This window comes from Massilia arenae (assembly GCF_008014745.1).
Lineage (GTDB): Bacteria > Pseudomonadota > Gammaproteobacteria > Burkholderiales > Burkholderiaceae_D > Telluria > Telluria arenae.
The window spans coordinates 29,549-43,654 of sequence record NZ_VPFD01000029.1 but is presented as its reverse complement, the minus strand read 5'-3'; the positions used below and the strand labels follow the sequence as shown (position 1 = coordinate 43,654).

General features: G+C 66.1%; 16 protein-coding genes. 8 read left to right on the top strand and 8 right to left on the bottom strand.

All coding sequences use genetic code 11. The annotated features are described in order from the left end of the window. Positions 1–59 precede the first annotated feature (59 nt). From FVD38_RS21810 to FVD38_RS21795, 4 genes are all read left to right on the top strand, one after another. Positions 60–683, top strand: coding sequence for an exopolysaccharide biosynthesis protein (locus tag FVD38_RS21810; protein WP_123068905.1), 624 nt, complete (start codon positions 60–62; stop codon positions 681–683). Between the two features lie 103 nt (positions 684–786). Next, positions 787–1,062: a hypothetical protein gene (locus tag FVD38_RS21805; RefSeq protein ID WP_123068906.1), complete on the top strand. Its 276-nt coding sequence runs from the start codon at positions 787–789 to the stop codon at positions 1,060–1,062. After that, entirely contained in the window at positions 1,052–2,236 is a 1,185-nt protein-coding gene (locus FVD38_RS21800) for a GGDEF domain-containing protein (RefSeq protein WP_229493891.1), read from the top strand. Before FVD38_RS21805 ends, FVD38_RS21800 begins: the two co-directional genes overlap by 11 nt. 90 nt (positions 2,237–2,326) lie before the next feature. Beyond that, positions 2,327–3,304, top strand: coding sequence for a Ppx/GppA phosphatase family protein (locus FVD38_RS21795; RefSeq protein WP_147936725.1), 978 nt, complete (start codon positions 2,327–2,329; stop codon positions 3,302–3,304). Here the strand turns inward: FVD38_RS21795 and FVD38_RS21790 are convergent. Then, positions 3,278–4,375: an AI-2E family transporter gene (locus FVD38_RS21790; RefSeq protein ID WP_147936724.1), complete on the bottom strand. Its 1,098-nt coding sequence runs from the start codon at positions 4,373–4,375 to the stop codon at positions 3,278–3,280. The genes FVD38_RS21795 and FVD38_RS21790 overlap by 27 nt on opposite strands. 276 nt (positions 4,376–4,651) lie before the next feature. Here FVD38_RS21790 and FVD38_RS21785 point away from each other — a divergent pair, with 276 nt between their 5' ends. Then, positions 4,652–5,167 carry a hypothetical protein gene (locus tag FVD38_RS21785; RefSeq protein ID WP_147936723.1) on the top strand — a complete coding sequence of 172 codons (516 nt, stop codon included), beginning with the start codon at positions 4,652–4,654 and terminating at the stop codon, positions 5,165–5,167. Between the two features lie 7 nt (positions 5,168–5,174). Here FVD38_RS21785 and FVD38_RS21780 read toward each other — a convergent pair whose 3' ends face one another. The 6 genes from FVD38_RS21780 to FVD38_RS21755 form a co-directional block, all read right to left on the bottom strand. After that, positions 5,175–5,465, bottom strand: a complete 291-nt coding sequence (locus FVD38_RS21780) for a hypothetical protein (protein WP_147936722.1) — start codon at positions 5,463–5,465, stop codon at positions 5,175–5,177. Between the two features lie 176 nt (positions 5,466–5,641). Further along, on the bottom strand, positions 5,642–6,286 hold the full coding sequence (locus FVD38_RS21775; RefSeq protein WP_147936721.1) for an ABC transporter ATP-binding protein: 645 nt from the start codon (positions 6,284–6,286) through the stop codon (positions 5,642–5,644). Positions 6,287–6,302: 16 nt separating this feature from the next. Beyond that, positions 6,303–7,097, bottom strand: coding sequence for a phosphonate ABC transporter, permease protein PhnE (gene phnE, locus FVD38_RS21770; protein WP_147936720.1), 795 nt, complete (start codon positions 7,095–7,097; stop codon positions 6,303–6,305). Then, positions 7,094–7,924 (bottom strand): PhnE/PtxC family ABC transporter permease, encoded by an 831-nt coding sequence (locus tag FVD38_RS21765; protein ID WP_147936719.1) that lies wholly within the window; start codon positions 7,922–7,924, stop codon positions 7,094–7,096. Before FVD38_RS21765 ends, phnE begins: the two co-directional genes overlap by 4 nt. Then, on the bottom strand, positions 7,924–8,739 hold the full coding sequence (locus FVD38_RS21760; RefSeq protein ID WP_147936718.1) for a phosphonate ABC transporter ATP-binding protein: 816 nt from the start codon (positions 8,737–8,739) through the stop codon (positions 7,924–7,926). Before FVD38_RS21760 ends, FVD38_RS21765 begins: the two co-directional genes overlap by 1 nt. A gap of 19 nt (positions 8,740–8,758) precedes the next feature. Further along, a complete protein-coding gene (locus tag FVD38_RS21755; RefSeq protein WP_147936717.1) occupies positions 8,759–9,637 on the bottom strand; it encodes a putative selenate ABC transporter substrate-binding protein in 879 nt (292 codons plus the stop codon). Between the two features lie 308 nt (positions 9,638–9,945). Between FVD38_RS21755 and egtD the strand changes: the two genes are divergently transcribed. The 3 genes from egtD to FVD38_RS21740 are packed head-to-tail and all read left to right on the top strand — an operon-like array spanning position 9,946 to position 13,063. After that, positions 9,946–10,896 carry an L-histidine N(alpha)-methyltransferase gene (gene egtD, locus FVD38_RS21750; RefSeq protein WP_187271672.1) on the top strand — a complete coding sequence of 317 codons (951 nt, stop codon included), beginning with the start codon at positions 9,946–9,948 and terminating at the stop codon, positions 10,894–10,896. Next, a complete protein-coding gene (gene egtB / locus FVD38_RS21745; RefSeq protein WP_147936715.1) occupies positions 10,893–12,119 on the top strand; it encodes an ergothioneine biosynthesis protein EgtB in 1,227 nt (408 codons plus the stop codon). The genes egtD and egtB overlap by 4 nt, the downstream gene beginning before the upstream one ends. Continuing rightward, positions 12,116–13,063, top strand: coding sequence for a YihY/virulence factor BrkB family protein (locus FVD38_RS21740; RefSeq protein ID WP_147936714.1), 948 nt, complete (start codon positions 12,116–12,118; stop codon positions 13,061–13,063). The genes egtB and FVD38_RS21740 overlap by 4 nt, the downstream gene beginning before the upstream one ends. A 66-nt stretch (positions 13,064–13,129) precedes the next feature. Here the strand turns inward: FVD38_RS21740 and FVD38_RS21735 are convergent, their stop codons facing one another. Continuing rightward, positions 13,130–14,095, bottom strand: coding sequence for a TerC family protein (locus FVD38_RS21735; protein WP_123068918.1), 966 nt, complete (start codon positions 14,093–14,095; stop codon positions 13,130–13,132). Positions 14,096–14,106: the final 11 nt, after the last annotated feature.

Sequence of the window (14,106 nt, the reverse complement as noted above, 5' to 3'; positions counted from 1 at the left end):
CCGATCCCCGCTAACGCGTATACTGTCGCTCCGTCATTGACTCCAGGAATAGAAACGCAATGAACAGTGCCCCGATTTCCCAGACGCTTCGCTCGCTGGTCCGCTCCCTGCCGCGCACCGGCATTACCCTCAGCGAACTGATACAGCGTGTCGGCAACGATGGCCTGCTGATCCTGGTCACCCTGCTGACGCTGGTGTTCCTGATCCCGGTGTCGATCCCGGGCGTGAGCACCGTGTTCGGCGCCGCCATCCTGCTCATCAGCGTCAGCCGCCTGTTCGGCCGCAACCTGTGGATCCCGTCGAAGATCGAGCACCGCATCATCGGCACCCGTAAGTTGCGCCCATTGCTGCGCAAGGCCTTGTCGTGGCTGAAAAAGCTCGAGCGGGTCAGCCGCCCGAACCGCATCCAGTGGCTGGTGGCGAGCGGCACCATGGCGGTCATCAACAACCTGGCCCTGATCCTGGGCGCCGTGTTGCTGATGATGCCCTTCGGTCTGATTCCATTCAGCAATACCTTTCCGGCGGTGGCGATCCTGTTCCTGGCGATCGGCCTGTTGCAGCGCGACGGCCTGTGCATCCTGCTGGGCCACGTCAGCAATGTCGTGACGATCCTGTATTTCGCCGTCCTGATCGGCGGCGGCGGATTGGCCATCCGCGAGGTGTTCAACCGCTTCGCCGGCTGAACCCGGCAAAGGCGTTGATGTCCAGGAGCAACGTCGAGGCGGAAGAGTTGGCTTGTTGCAAAGCATCTTCTTCTGATAAGCTGGCCGCTTCGACGGAGAGCCCATGTTCCTGGACCATCCCACCATGACCGCGACCAATGCCGTGGCCGAGCCGGACCGCCTGGAGCGGCTGCAGCGCGTGTACGGTTACGCGGCAGCGCTGGCGGACGGCTTTGGAGATGGCGGTTTCGTCGATAAAGTCACCCAGTTGCACGATCACAAGGGCACCCTGATCGTGTTCTGGCACGAACCGCCCCTGGACGCGGAGCGGGACTATTTCACCCGCGCCTGGGCCAGCAAGGTCGGCGACGGCACCTTGAACGTCGAACATGAGTACTGACACAATGATGCTGGACGCGTCGACCATGGTCCTGGTACTGGCATTGGGCAACCTGGCCCTGTGCGCGCTGCTGACCTTCTTCAATCACGGACCGACCCGCTCGCCGGCGCTGGTGCTGTGGAGCCTGTCGAAACAGATCCAGGGCGGCGCCTGGCTGCTGCTGGCCCTGGGCGATGCCGGCGTGGTGCCGGCCCCGATCGCGGTGCCGGGCGGCTATGCCTTGCTGTTCGCCGGCGTGGCGGTCGAAGGCGGCGCCTCGTGGGAAGCGGCGCGCCGACGCGGCTGGCGCACCCCGACCATCATCGTCGGCGGCCTCGCCATCCTCGGTTTCTTCCTGTGCTACCTGATCGACGAGGAAGCCTTGCGCGCCGTGGCGGCCTCGCTGCTGCTGGGCGGCTTCTATTTCTCGGGCGCGCTGGCCCTGGCCTGGCGCTGGCGCGACGTCAGCCTGCTGCAGCGCTTCCTGGCGCTGGCCAGCATGGCGCTGGCCCTGGTGGTGGCCTCGCGCGGCCTGTCGGTGCTGCTGCTTCCGGGTGGCTGGGGCTGGCTGACGAGCGAGCTGCTGGGCCAGCTGTCCAGCGGCGCCCTGTACCTGCTCATGCTCGGCAATGCCTTCGGCGTGCTGCTGCTGACGCGCGAACGCCTGCAGGACGCGCTCGAGCGCGCCGAGGTGATCGATCCGCTGACCGATGCGCCGAACCGGCGCGGCTTCTTCCAGCTCCTGGGGCCGTGGATGGCGCTGGCGCGCCGTCCTGGCCAGCCGACCTCGCTGGTGGTGTTCGATCCGGACGGTTTCAAGCGCGTCAACGACAGCTACGGCCATCCGGCCGGCGACGTCGTGCTCCGCCAGATGGTCGAGCTGTGCCGACGCCAGCTGCGCGACAGCGACCAGCTGGGGCGCGTGGTCGGCGTGGAGTTCGCGCTCCTGCTGCCGCGCACCAATCTCACCGAGGCCGCGCTGGTGGCCGAGCGCATCCGCGCCGCGATCGAGTCGACCCCGTTCAAGGGCGAGCGCGCGATGATCAAGCTGACCGCCAGCTTCGGCGTGACCACCATCCGCCCCGAGGACAGCACCACGACCCTGTTCCAGCGCGCCGACGAGGCCTTGCAGCAGGCCCGCCAGGCGGGGCGCAACCGGGTGGAGCTGGCCAGCGAGACGCTGGCCGAGGTTTGAGCGGCCTCGCTTAAGAAAGAGTTCGCGCCGCGCCGTCACGCGCATGTCACGGACACGGCTTATCCTGCGGCCTGTTCAACTGGACATGCCATGCAAGCCTCACATAGCGAATCACCAATCTATGCCGCCGTCGAGCTGGGCTCGGACAGTTTCCGCCTGCACGTCGGGCATGTCGAGGACGGCGTGCTGCGCCTGGTCGCCACCATGGCCGAGCCGGTCCGGCTGGCCGCGACGCTCGACGAGGACGGCATGCTGTGCACGGCCGCCATGCGGCGCGCGCTGGACTGCCTCGATGCCTTCCGCAGTGCGCTCGATGCATGGCGCCCGCAGGCGGTGCGCGTGGTGGCCACCTCGGCCCTGCGCATGGCGCGCAATGCGGCGCTGTTCCTGCCCGCCGCCGGCAAGGCGCTGGGCCGGCCGATCGAACTGATCGCGGGCGACGAAGCCGGGCGCCTGGTCTACCTGGGCGTGGCGACCACGCTCGGCGCGCAGGACACCGCGGCGCGGCTGGTGGTGGATATCGGCAGCGGCTCGACCGAGCTGGTGCTGGGGCAGGGCGCCACGATCCGGCGCATCGAATCGTTCGCCGTCGGTGCCGTGCGCCAGAGCCTGACCTTTTTCCCGGATGGGCGCCTGGACGCGGCCGGTTTCGACGCCGCGGTGCGTTCGAGCCGCAGCCGCTTCGCCGAGGCCAGGCTGGGCGCCCAGCGCTGGCAGCAGGCGTATGGCGCCTGCGGCACGGTGCGCGCACTGGCCGAGATCGCACAACTACACGGCGAGCAAGGGGTGTTGAGTCGCGCCGGCCTCGAACGTCTGCGCGCGGACTTCATCCGGATCGGCCACGTGGCCGGCGTGCGCCTGGCCTATCCGGCGGCCGAGCGGGCCTCGCACCTGCCGGGCGGGCTGGCGATTTTGATCGGTTTGATGGAAGAACTCGACATTGCCGAGCTGGCGCCAGTGCAGGCCGGCCTGCGCGTGGGCGCACTATGGGACTTGCACCAGCGCGCGGCGGCAGTGGGAACCGCCGCGCTGGTCGACTCGCTAGCGCATCCGCTCGGCGTCGCCTGACGCCTCGGTGGCCGGCGCCTGCGGCGGCGGCACCGTCAGCAGCGCGGTGCCCGGCGGTTCGTCACGCAGCCAGCCGAACAGGATCGCCATCATCAGCGGGCCGACGAACAGGCCGATCACGCCCAGCGTCGAGACGCCGCCCAGCAGGCCGAACAGCACCGCCAGGAAGGGCAGGTTGACGCGTTGCCCGATCAGTTTCGGGCGGATGAATTTATCGACCAGGAACAGCTCGACCGCGCCCCAGGTGAACAGGCCCAGCGCCTCGGCCGAATGGCCCTGGCCGAACAGCAGCAGCGACACCATCGTGAACGACAGCGGGGCGCCGCCCGGGATCAGGGCCAGGTAGCCGGTGATCACGCCCAGCAGCACCGGGGCCGGCGCGCCGGCCACCCAGTAGGCCACGCCCAGCACGATGCCTTCCAGGATCGCGATCGAACCGAGTCCCAGCGCGGTGCCGCGTACCGACAGCGGCAGCACGCGCCGCAGCTTGGTGTACTGGTCGGGCAGCAGGCGCGCGCCGGCGCGGTCGATGTAGTGCATGACGGCCGAGCCGTGCACGTAGAGCACGAACAGCGTGAGCAGGGTAAGGAACAGGTACAGGGCGTTGGCCAGGATCGTGGAGCCCCAGACGCGTGCGGTGTCGGTCAGGTGCGGCATGAAGTCGCCCACCGTGGTGCGCACCAGCGCGTTGAGTCCGCCCGGCACGGCAAGGTGCTCGAGCCACCACTTGACGGCGGGTTCGGCCACCAGCGGCAGGTTGGCCAGCCAGTCCGGCACCGGCACCCCGGTCTGGTTGAAGCTGATGAGCATGCGCTGCAGGCTCGCCAGCTCGTAGGTGAGCGTGTGGAACAGCAGCACCGACGGCCCGACGAAGCTGACGATCAGGAGCAGCAGCATGAAGCTTGCGCTGGCCAGCGGCGCCCAGCCGCGGCGCAGCAGGCGCTGGTGCAACGGCCAGGTGATCACGGCCAGCAGGCCGGCCCAGGCGATCGAGCCAACAAAATGTTGCAACAGGAAGGCCAGGGCGATGGCGAACAGCACCGGCAGGATCAAATGAGCTTTGTTGCGCATACTGGCCCGGATTGAATCACGTTTTCCTCAAAAAGTTTCTACGTCGCGCGGAGTTTACAGCAGAGTTGTCCGCTCGAAAGAATAATACAGGATGCCTTCCCATAAAAGCGGAGTTTACAGAATGAATACTTCTGAAAAACAGAATGCCGCTCCTATGGAGATGGTATTGTGACACCGATCGGCGCCGGCGGCAGCAAGCGCGCGGTATGTACGCTATTCGGCGGGAAGCGGCTAAATCGTTTATACTATTTGCCCTCGCAACGAAGGAGCAGCACCATGCCACGCAAGCCGGCGACCGCGCCCGAACCAGCAGCAACGCGCGCGTCGCGCGCCAGGGCGAAGAGCGCCAGTCTTAAACCGGCGGCCAAGGCGGTGAGCAAGGCGGTGACCAAGCCCGCGACCAAGCCTGCAGCCAGGCCGGCCGCCAAGGCCACCAGGGCCGCGACGGCGAAGGGTGGACTCAAGACGGCGGTCAAGTCGGCCGCCAGGACGCTCGCGAATCCGCCGGCCAGGAAGGCGGCAGCCAGGCCAGCGGCGAAGGCCGTGGAACGTGCTCCCGTCCAGGATGCGCGTCCGGTGCTGGTGCGCGACAGCTTCACCATGCCCGAGGGGGAATACGCGGTGCTGCTTGAAGTCAAGCAGGCCTGCCTGCGGGCCGGCATCGACGTCAAGAAGAGCGAACTGCTGCGCATTGGCGTGGCCCTGCTGGGCCAGCTCGACGTGGCCACCTTGCAGGGCGTGCTGGCGGCGCTGCCCCAGCTCAAGACCGGGCGTCCGCCAGCGCAGGAGTAAACCCGCGCTAGTGGATCGCCGACGCGCTCGTCAATTCCTTGAGTTCGCGGATCGGGATATTCGATTTTTCGTGCATGCGCAGCAGGATCGTCGCACCGACATTGAGTTTGCGGTGGCGGATCTTGCTGATGATCGGCGGCTGCACTTCAAGCACGCGGCACAGCTCCGCGTCGTTCTTCAGCTGCAGGCGCTCGATCAGGGTGTCGAGCAGTTTGTTGGGTACGAAACTCGAGGGCTCAAGCGCCCGCGCTCGATGCATGGCATCGAGCATTTCCTGTTTTTTCTGTCGTACGGTCATGTCGATTCTCCAATATGAAAACATGATTCAAGACAGAGCGACTGTTCTGGAAAACGATCCACGCCTGTTGTATTCGCTTTATCGCGGCGGGTCGTTGTGATATTACTACGATTATGTTGCGCACGATTCGCGAAATTTAACTAAAAATGCCGCAATTGCGCGTTTCTTCCAGGAACTTATGCTAATTTCAGTCCGGAATGTGTCAGCAGCAGCACCTTGTCGGCCATGGCGGCCGCGGCGTGGGAGTGGGTGACCATGATGGCGCCGGCGCCGTGGGCGCGGGTCTCGTGGCGTAATAGCTGTAGGATGACGTCGGCCGTTTCCGGATCGAGGTTGCCGGTCGGTTCGTCCGCCAGCAGCAGGGCCGGACGGTGCACCAGGGCGCGCGCGATCGCCACCCGCTGCAGTTCGCCGCCCGAGAGCTGGCGCGGGAAATCGTCGCCCCGCCCTCCCAGGCCGACGGCTTCCAGCATCAGGTCGGCCCGCCCGGCGGGCTCCTTGTTGAGCAGCAGCGGCAGCGCCACGTTCTGGCGCAGGGTCAGGTGTGGCAGCACATGAAAGGCCTGGAAGATGAAGCCCATGCGGGTGCGCCGCAGGCGGGTGGCGGCATCGTCGTCGAGGCTGGACATCGGCGCGCCATCCACGATCACCTGGCCGGCGTCGGGCGTGTCGAGGCCCGCGATGAGATTGAGCAGGGTCGACTTGCCGACCCCGGATTCACCCATGATCGCCACGAACTCGCCGGCCTGGAACACATGCGACAGCTGCGCCAGCACCGTGCGGCCGCCGTAGGATTTGGTGAGCTGGTCGAGTTCGAGCATGCAGGCGATATGGAAGCTAACGGGTCAGGGCGCGCCGCAGCGCATAGCTGGCCGCATCGACCAGGGCCACCAGCACCAGCATCGCGATCACCACGGTGGCCGCGCTGGGCATCTGGAACAGCGACAGGTGGTACTTGAGCATCTGGCCCAGGCCGCCGGCCCCGACCACGCCCAGCACCGCCGCCGCGCGAATATTGTTCTCCCAGCGGTACAGCGTGTACGACAGCATCTGCGGCAGCGCCTGGGGCAGCGTAGCGTACAGGAAGGCCGCCAGCGGCCGCGCGCCATTGGTGCGCAGGGTCTGCTCGGCATGCGGTTCGACGTTTTCCAGGGCGTCGGCGAACAGCCGTCCCAGCACCCCAGCGGTGTGCGCGGCCAGCGCCATGGTGCCGGCCATCGGCCCCAGGCCGGCCAGCACCAGCAGCACCGCGGCCCATACCAGTTCGGGAATCGAGCGCAGGATATTGAGCACCAGTCGTGTGACGGCGCGCGCCGCGCGGCCCAGGCGTCCCGCGCCGGCCAGCGCCAGCGGCAGGCCGACGATGGCGGCGAGCAGGGTGCCGATCGCCGACATGGCCAGCGTCTCCCATAGTGCAACCAGCGTCTTCATGAGGAAAGGCGTGCTGGTCTCGGGCGGCGCGAAGCCGGCCAGGAATTCGCGCGCCGAGCTGACCGCCTCGGCGGTGAAGAAGGCGCTCCACTGCAGTGGCAGCGAGGCGAAGCTGGCCACGACCAGGGCCAAGAGGCCAAGCAGGATCAGCCAGCTCGTGAGATCGCGCGCCGGCGCCGGCGGCAGGGTCGGCTGCTTCATCCGAGCCTCCGGCGCAGCAGTTTCGACACCAGGTCGGCCGCCGCCACCAGCAGCACGAACATGATCAGCATGGTGGCGACTTCGCCGCCGGCCATCATCTTGGTCGATTCGTCCAGGCGCTGGCCCAGGCCGCCGGCGCCGACGAAGCCCATCACCGCCGAGCCGCGGATCGCGCACTCCCAGCGGTACACCGTGTACGACACCAGTTCGGCGCTCGAATCGGGCAGGGCGCCGTACAGCAGGGCGGGCAGGCGGCCGGCGCCATTGGCGAGCAGGACGTCGGTGGCATGGGCGTCGCTCGACTCGAGGATCTCGGCATACACCTTGGCCAGCATGCCGCTGTACGACAGGGCAATCGCCAGCACGCCGGCGGTCGGCCCCAGGCCGACGATGCGCACGAACAGCAGCGCCCACACGAGTTCGGGCACCGAACGCAGGATCATCAGGATCCAGCGCAGGCCCTGGCGCACGAGCGCCGCGAACGGATGCACGCGGCCGGTGCCCAGGCGCGAGATCGACAGGCGTTCGGTGATGACGAAGGTGGCGGGAATCGCCACCAGCAAGGCCAGCGTGAGGCCGGCGGTGGCGATCGCCACCGTCTGCCAGGTCTCGCGCAGCACCATGGCCAGGAATTCGGGGTCATGCGCCGGCATCAGGAAATCGGACAGGAACATCCCGGCCGCGCGCAGGCTTTGCGCGTCGAACAGCAGCCAGGGCTTGAATTCGGCGCCTGCCAGCAGCGGGTATAGCAGGACGATGAAGATCGCGGCCCAGGTGACGCGCGTGCGCCACGCGGGATCGCGGTGAAGAACTGCAGCGGCGCTCATCAGAAGCAGGCGCCGACGGCGATCTGGCCGGGTGTGTCGTGCGGTGTCTCGGGCGGCATGTCGACCTGCTCGTTGGCGTACAGCTCGGCGATCATGGCGTCGCTGACGTCGTCGCGCGCCGCATCGAACACGATACGCCCGTAGCGCAGGCCGATCAGGCGAGCGAACTGCTCGCGCGCCAGGTCGACCTGGTGCAGGCTGCAGACCAGGGTCGCGCCACGTTGCTGCGCTTCCTGACGCAAGGTGGCCAGGGTGTGGCGCGCCAGCGCCGGGTCGAGCGCCGAGATCGGCTCGTCGACCAGCAGCGCTTCGGCATTCGAGAGCAGCAGGCGCGCCAGGCCGCAGCGCTGGCGTTCGCCGCCCGACAGGCGGTCGACCCGTGCATACAGCTTGTCGCCCAGTGAAAAGCGCGTCAGCGCGGCGTGGGCGGCGGCGGGATCCTGCGGGCGCACCAGCGAGGTCAGGGCCTGCCACAGCGACCAGTGCGGCAGGCGCGCGGCCAGCACCGCCGTCACCACGCGCTGGCGCGGCGGCAGTGGCGGCGCCTGCGGCGCCAGGAACAGGCGCGCGCGCAGGTGGTGGCGCTCTGCGCCGGTCAACTGCCAGGGATCCTGGCCGAAGATTTCAAGCGTGCCCTCGGCCGGCCGGTGGGCGCAGGCGAGGGTGGACAAGAGGGTGGTCTTGCCGGCCCCGGAAGGACCGATCAGGGCGACCTGCTCGCCGGCGCGGATCGTGAGGTCGAGCGCGTGCAGGGCCGGCGCGCGGCTGCCGGCCAGGTGGCGCACGGTCAGGCCGCGCAGGCGGTAGGTCGCCATGGTGAATCGCCTTCCGGTATTACTTCAGCAGGCCCGCATTGCGTGCGGCGGCTTCGATCGCGCCATAGTTGGCGGTCTTGGTCGGCACGAACTTGGTGGCGCGCTGCAGGTCGAGGATCTGCTTACCTTCGGCGGTCGAGCCGTCCAGCGCCAGGAAGGCGTCGGTGATTTTTTTCTTCAGTGCCGGGTCCATATCGGTACGCACGGTCCAGTTGTAGTCGAAGTAGCCCGGGGTGGTGTAGAACACGCGCACCTGTTTCGGATCGACCTTCTTGGTCTCGACCAGCTTTTCCCAGACCGAGATGTTCAGCGCGCCGGCATCGACCTTGCCGCCGGCCACGGCCGCCACGGTCGCGTCATGCGCGCCCGAGAAGGCGATGCGCTTCAGGTCGGTGTCCGGGTTGACCTTGGCTTGCAGTAGGAACGAGCGTGGCATCAGGTGGCCCGAAGTCGACGATTCCGAACCGAAGGCCAGGGTCTTGCCCTTCAGGTCTTCCAGCTTGGTGATGCCTGGCACGGTGGTGATGAAGACCGAGCGGAATTTCTCGTCTTCCTCGCGCTGCACCAGCGGGGTGACCTGACCCTTGCTGCGCACATTGGCTTGCACGAAGGTGAAGCCGCCGAACCAGACCATGTCGATCTTGCGGTTGATCAGGCCTTCGACCGAGGCGGCGTAGTCGGTCACCGGGGTGAATTCGACCTTCAGGCCGGTGGCCTTGGCCAGGTATTCGCCCAGCGGCTTGAACTTGCGCTGCAGTTCGGTCGGCGATTCGTCGGGGATGGCCGAGACGCGCAGCACGCCATTGCTCTGGGCGTTGGCGGCGCCTGCGATCAGCATCGTGCCGGCAACGGCTGCGCACAGGGTTTTCAGGACGTGACGGCGAATGGACATGGTCATGGGAGCTCTTATCGGTGACGAAGTACTGGTGAAAGTACTGGTTAATGAAACGTGGAAACGAATTATAAATGCCCGACAGTGCGGGATGGGTATTCCACGTGGCAAAAGACCACTGTTTTTCCCACTATGGGACGGCGGGTATTTACCTGCACGCTAGAATTGTGGCGCGCACAGCAAAAATAGAGAATCCGCTATGATGGATAAAACAGCAATACATAGACGTTAAACTCATATGCCATCTCGCATGGTGCGGCGTGGCGGCACGAATGATAAACCTTATGCTGACATCCTGCACATCGGACAAGCCCATGGCTGCCTCCAGCTCCGCAATCGCCAATGCCCACGATGCAGAAGAGCTGCACGTGGGCCTCGGCGCGGCTGAACCCTGCATTTCGCCCAAATTCCTGTATGACGCGCTCGGATCCAAGCTGTTCGAGGCGATCTGCGAATTGCCCGAGTATTATCCAACCCGTACCGAGGCGGCGATCTTCGAGCGTCACGGCGCCGAGATCGCGCGCGTGGCCGGCACCGGCGCCACCATGATCGACCTCGGCGCCGGCAATTGCGCCAAGGCCGCCAAGCTGTTCCCGCTGCTGCAGCCGGCGCAATATGTGGCGGTCGACATCTCCAGCGAATTCACGCATGACGCCCTGGCGCGCCTGCGCCAGCGTTTCCCGCAGATCGCGATGGAAGCGCTGGGCATGGATTTCTCGAATCGCTTCGAATTGCCCGAGCTGGTGCGCGCCGAGCGCCGCCTGTTCTTTTATCCCGGCTCGTCGCTCGGCAATTTCACGCCCGAGCTCGCGCACGAGTTCCTCATGCGCCTGCGTGCGCAATGCGGGCCGGACGGCGGCATCCTGATCGGCATCGACCTGGCCAAGGACAAAGCCACGCTCGACGCCGCCTATGACGACGCGCTGGGCGTGACCGCCGCCTTCAACCTGAACATCCTGCGCCATGTAAACCAGCTGGTCGACGCCGACTTCGACATCCGCCAGTGGCGCCACCACGGTTTCTACAATGCCGCGCGCGGACGCATCGAGATGCACCTCGAGGCGCGCACGGCGCAAGACGTGCACTGGCGCGGCGGCGCGCGCCGCTTCGAGGCGGGCGACTGCATCCACACCGAGAACAGCTATAAATACCAGCAGGCCGACGCCATCAAGCTGCTGGAGCGTTCCGGTTTCGAGGCGACCCGCGTCTGGACCGATCCCCAGCGCTGGTTTGCCGTGATCCACGCACAGGCCATACCCGTATGAATATGCTGCGCGACGAGGGCCTGCCACGCACTTTTGCCCGGGTGCGCGGCCGTTCGCTGCACCTGGCAGAAAGGTTGTCCGACGAGGACTGCTGCGCGCAGTCGATGCCCGACGCCAGCCCGATCAAGTGGCACCTGGCGCACACCACCTGGTTCTTCGAGACCTTCATCCTCGAACCGCGCGAGCCGGGCTTCGCGCCGTTCCACCCGGCGTTCCGCGTCATTTTCAACTCCTACTACAACGGCGTCGGCGACAAGCATCCGCGTCCGCAGCGCGGCCTGCTCACGCGGCCGGCACTGGGCGAGGTGAAGGCCTACCGCCATGACGTCGACCGCCGCATGGACGCCTTGCTGGCGCGCGGTATTGACGACGCGCTGGCGAGTCTGGTCGAACTGGGCCTGCAGCACGAGCAGCAGCACCAGGAATTGATGCTCACCGACGTCAAGCACCTGCTGGCGCAGAGCCCCCTGTATCCGGCCTATGCGGCCGAGCCCCTGGCGCCATCGACACCGGCGCCGCAGCTGGAGTGGCTGCGGTTCGAAGGTGGACTGGCCGAGATCGGCCACAAGGGCAGCGGCTTTTGCTTCGACAACGAACTGCCGCGCCATCGCACCTATGTGGCGCCGTTCGCGCTGGCCTCGCGCCTCGTCACCAATGGCGAATACCGCGCCTTCATTGAGGCCGGCGGCTACCGCGACCCGGCCCTGTGGCTGGCCGAGGGCTGGGACCGGGTCTGCTCGGGCGAGATCGCCCGGCCGCTGTACTGGATCGAGCAGGACGATGGCTGGCACGAGTTCACGCTGCACGGTGTGCAGCCGCTCGATCCCGAGCGTCCCGTCACCCACGTCTCGCTGTACGAAGCCGACGCCTATGCGCGCTGGCGCGGTGCACGCTTGCCGACCGAGGCAGAGTGGGAGTTCGCGGCGCGCCAGACAAGTCTGGGCGGGCTGCCGACCCATCATCCGGCGGCTGCCAGCGGCGCCGGCCTGCAGCAACTGTTCGGCGCCTGCTGGCAGTGGACCAGCAGTAGCTACGCGCCATATCCCGGCTATGCGCCAGCGCCGGGCGCCATCGGCGAATACAACGGCAAGTTCATGATCAACCAGTACGTGCTGCGCGGCTCGTCCTGCGCCACGCCCGAAGGCCATGCGCGCGCCAGCTACCGCAATTTCTTCCCGTCCGGCGCGCGCTGGCAGTTCACCGGCATCCGGCTGGCAAGATGAGCCGGCGGCGTGACTGGCGCGCGCGCCTGAAGGACCAGCGCGCCAATATCTACATCCTGTCGCATCCCCTCAAGTTCACCCTGCAGGTGCTCAAGGGCTTCCGCGCCAACCAGGGCCTGCTGCTGGCCGGCGCCGTCGCCTATTACGCACTGCTGTCGATCGTGCCCTTCCTGATGCTGGTGGTGGTGGTGCTGTCGCACTTCATCGACCCGCACGAATTGCTCGACACCTTGCGGCGCTACCTCGAACTGCTGGTGCCGGGGCAGTCGCGCCCAATCGTGACCGAGGTCGCCAACTTCCTGCAGGACCGCCAGTTGCTGACCTGGGTGCTGGCGCTGACCATGCTGTTCTTCAGCTCACTCGCGTTCACGGTGTTGGAAAATGCGATGAGCGTGATCTTCGTGCACCGGGTCGCGATTCGACGCCGCCATTTCATGGTCTCGGCGGTGCTGCCGTATTGCTACATCCTGGCGCTGGGCATCGGCATCATGGTGGTGACCCTGGTCGCCGGCGCGCTGCAGGTGATGGGGTCCGAGAGCGTGTGGCTGTTCAACTACAAGTGGTCGCTGGGCGGGGTGTCGGGGGTGTTGCTGTATTTGTTGGGACTGGCGGGCGAGATCCTGGTGCTGACCTCGATCTACCTGGTGATGCCGGTGGGCCGGCTGTCGATCTGGCACGCCTTCATCGGCGGCGCGACGGCGGCGCTGTTGTGGGAAGTCGCGCGCCACGTGCTGGTCTGGTATTTCTCGACCCTGTCGCAGGTGAACCTGGTGTATGGCTCGATGACGACCGCGATCGTGGTGATGTTCTCGCTGGAGATTGCGGCCACCCTGCTGCTGCTGGGTGCCCAGGTGATCGCCGAGTACGAGCGGGTGGGGCAGGCCGGCGGCGGGGAGCCGCCGGACAAGCCAACGTGCGATATTCCGCCGCTGGCGAGAGGTTGAAAAAACAGGGTGGACGGCACAGCCTTCCACCCTATGTATTACTTCCGATGCATTATTTCCGATGTATTACTTCGCTTCGTCTTTCGGCTTGATCATCAGGCTGGCGATGCAGCTACCAGCGATCAGGACTGCCACGACAGTCAGCGAAGCCTGCACCGGGATGTGATACCACGGCATGATCAGCATCTTGACGCCGATGAAGGTCAGGACCATCGCCAGGCCATACTTGAGCAGGTGGAAGCGGTCAGCCACGTCGACCAGCAGGAAGTACAGTGCACGCAAACCTAAAATCGCGAACATGTTCGACGTGAACACGATGAACGGGTCGGTCGTGATCGCGAAGATCGCCGGGATCGAGTCCACCGCGAAGATCAGGTCGGTCACTTCGATCAGGATCAGCACCAGGAACAGCGGCGTCACATAACGCAGGCCATCCTTCTGGACGAAGAACTTCTCGCCATGGTCGCCGTCGGCCACGCGCAGGTGCTTGCGCGCCAGCTTCAGGATCGGGTTGTTGGCCACGTCCGGTTCTTCGTCGACCGCCACCAGCATGCGGATACCGGTGAACAGCAGGAAGGCGCCGAACAGGTACAGGACCCAGCTGAATTCGCTCACGACCCAGGCGCCCGCGCTGATCATGATGGCGCGCATGATGATCGCACCCAGCACGCCATAGATCAGGACGCGGCGCTGGTATTGCTGCGGCACCTGGAAGGCGGTGAAGATCAGCAGGAACACGAACACGTTGTCGACCGACAGCGCTTTCTCGATCAGGTAGCCGGAGAAGAATTCGAGCGACTTCTGGCTCGCGATCTCGGGGCCGGCGGTGTCCTTCAGGTAGAAATACAGACAGGCGTTGAAGATCAGCGCCAGGCTGACCCAGACCAGCGACCAGATGCCGGCTTCCTTGACGCTGACTTTGTGCGCCTTGTTGCCGCCGAAGACGAACAGGTCGAGTGCGAGCATGACCAGCACGAAGCCGACGAAGCCGGCCCACATCATGGGACTTGCGATGGTTTCCAATCCGTTCATCGGGTACTCCT

Coding starts and splice junctions, on each gene's coding strand:
- egtD (WP_187271672.1), top strand. CDS start 9,946: ATGGCTGCCTCCAGCTCCGCAATCGCCAATGCCCACGATGCAGAAGAG.
- FVD38_RS21800 (WP_229493891.1), top strand. CDS start 1,052: ATGAGTACTGACACAATGATGCTGGACGCGTCGACCATGGTCCTGGTA.
- FVD38_RS21760 (WP_147936718.1), bottom strand. CDS start 8,739: ATGGCGACCTACCGCCTGCGCGGCCTGACCGTGCGCCACCTGGCCGGC.
- FVD38_RS21775 (WP_147936721.1), bottom strand. CDS start 6,286: ATGCTCGAACTCGACCAGCTCACCAAATCCTACGGCGGCCGCACGGTG.
- FVD38_RS21755 (WP_147936717.1), bottom strand. CDS start 9,637: ATGACCATGTCCATTCGCCGTCACGTCCTGAAAACCCTGTGCGCAGCC.
- phnE (WP_147936720.1), bottom strand. CDS start 7,097: ATGAAGCAGCCGACCCTGCCGCCGGCGCCGGCGCGCGATCTCACGAGC.
- egtB (WP_147936715.1), top strand. CDS start 10,893: ATGAATATGCTGCGCGACGAGGGCCTGCCACGCACTTTTGCCCGGGTG.
- FVD38_RS21785 (WP_147936723.1), top strand. CDS start 4,652: ATGCCACGCAAGCCGGCGACCGCGCCCGAACCAGCAGCAACGCGCGCG.
- FVD38_RS21740 (WP_147936714.1), top strand. CDS start 12,116: ATGAGCCGGCGGCGTGACTGGCGCGCGCGCCTGAAGGACCAGCGCGCC.
- FVD38_RS21735 (WP_123068918.1), bottom strand. CDS start 14,095: ATGAACGGATTGGAAACCATCGCAAGTCCCATGATGTGGGCCGGCTTC.
- FVD38_RS21805 (WP_123068906.1), top strand. CDS start 787: ATGTTCCTGGACCATCCCACCATGACCGCGACCAATGCCGTGGCCGAG.
- FVD38_RS21790 (WP_147936724.1), bottom strand. CDS start 4,375: ATGCGCAACAAAGCTCATTTGATCCTGCCGGTGCTGTTCGCCATCGCC.
- FVD38_RS21780 (WP_147936722.1), bottom strand. CDS start 5,465: ATGACCGTACGACAGAAAAAACAGGAAATGCTCGATGCCATGCATCGA.
- FVD38_RS21765 (WP_147936719.1), bottom strand. CDS start 7,924: ATGAGCGCCGCTGCAGTTCTTCACCGCGATCCCGCGTGGCGCACGCGC.
- FVD38_RS21810 (WP_123068905.1), top strand. CDS start 60: ATGAACAGTGCCCCGATTTCCCAGACGCTTCGCTCGCTGGTCCGCTCC.
- FVD38_RS21795 (WP_147936725.1), top strand. CDS start 2,327: ATGCAAGCCTCACATAGCGAATCACCAATCTATGCCGCCGTCGAGCTG.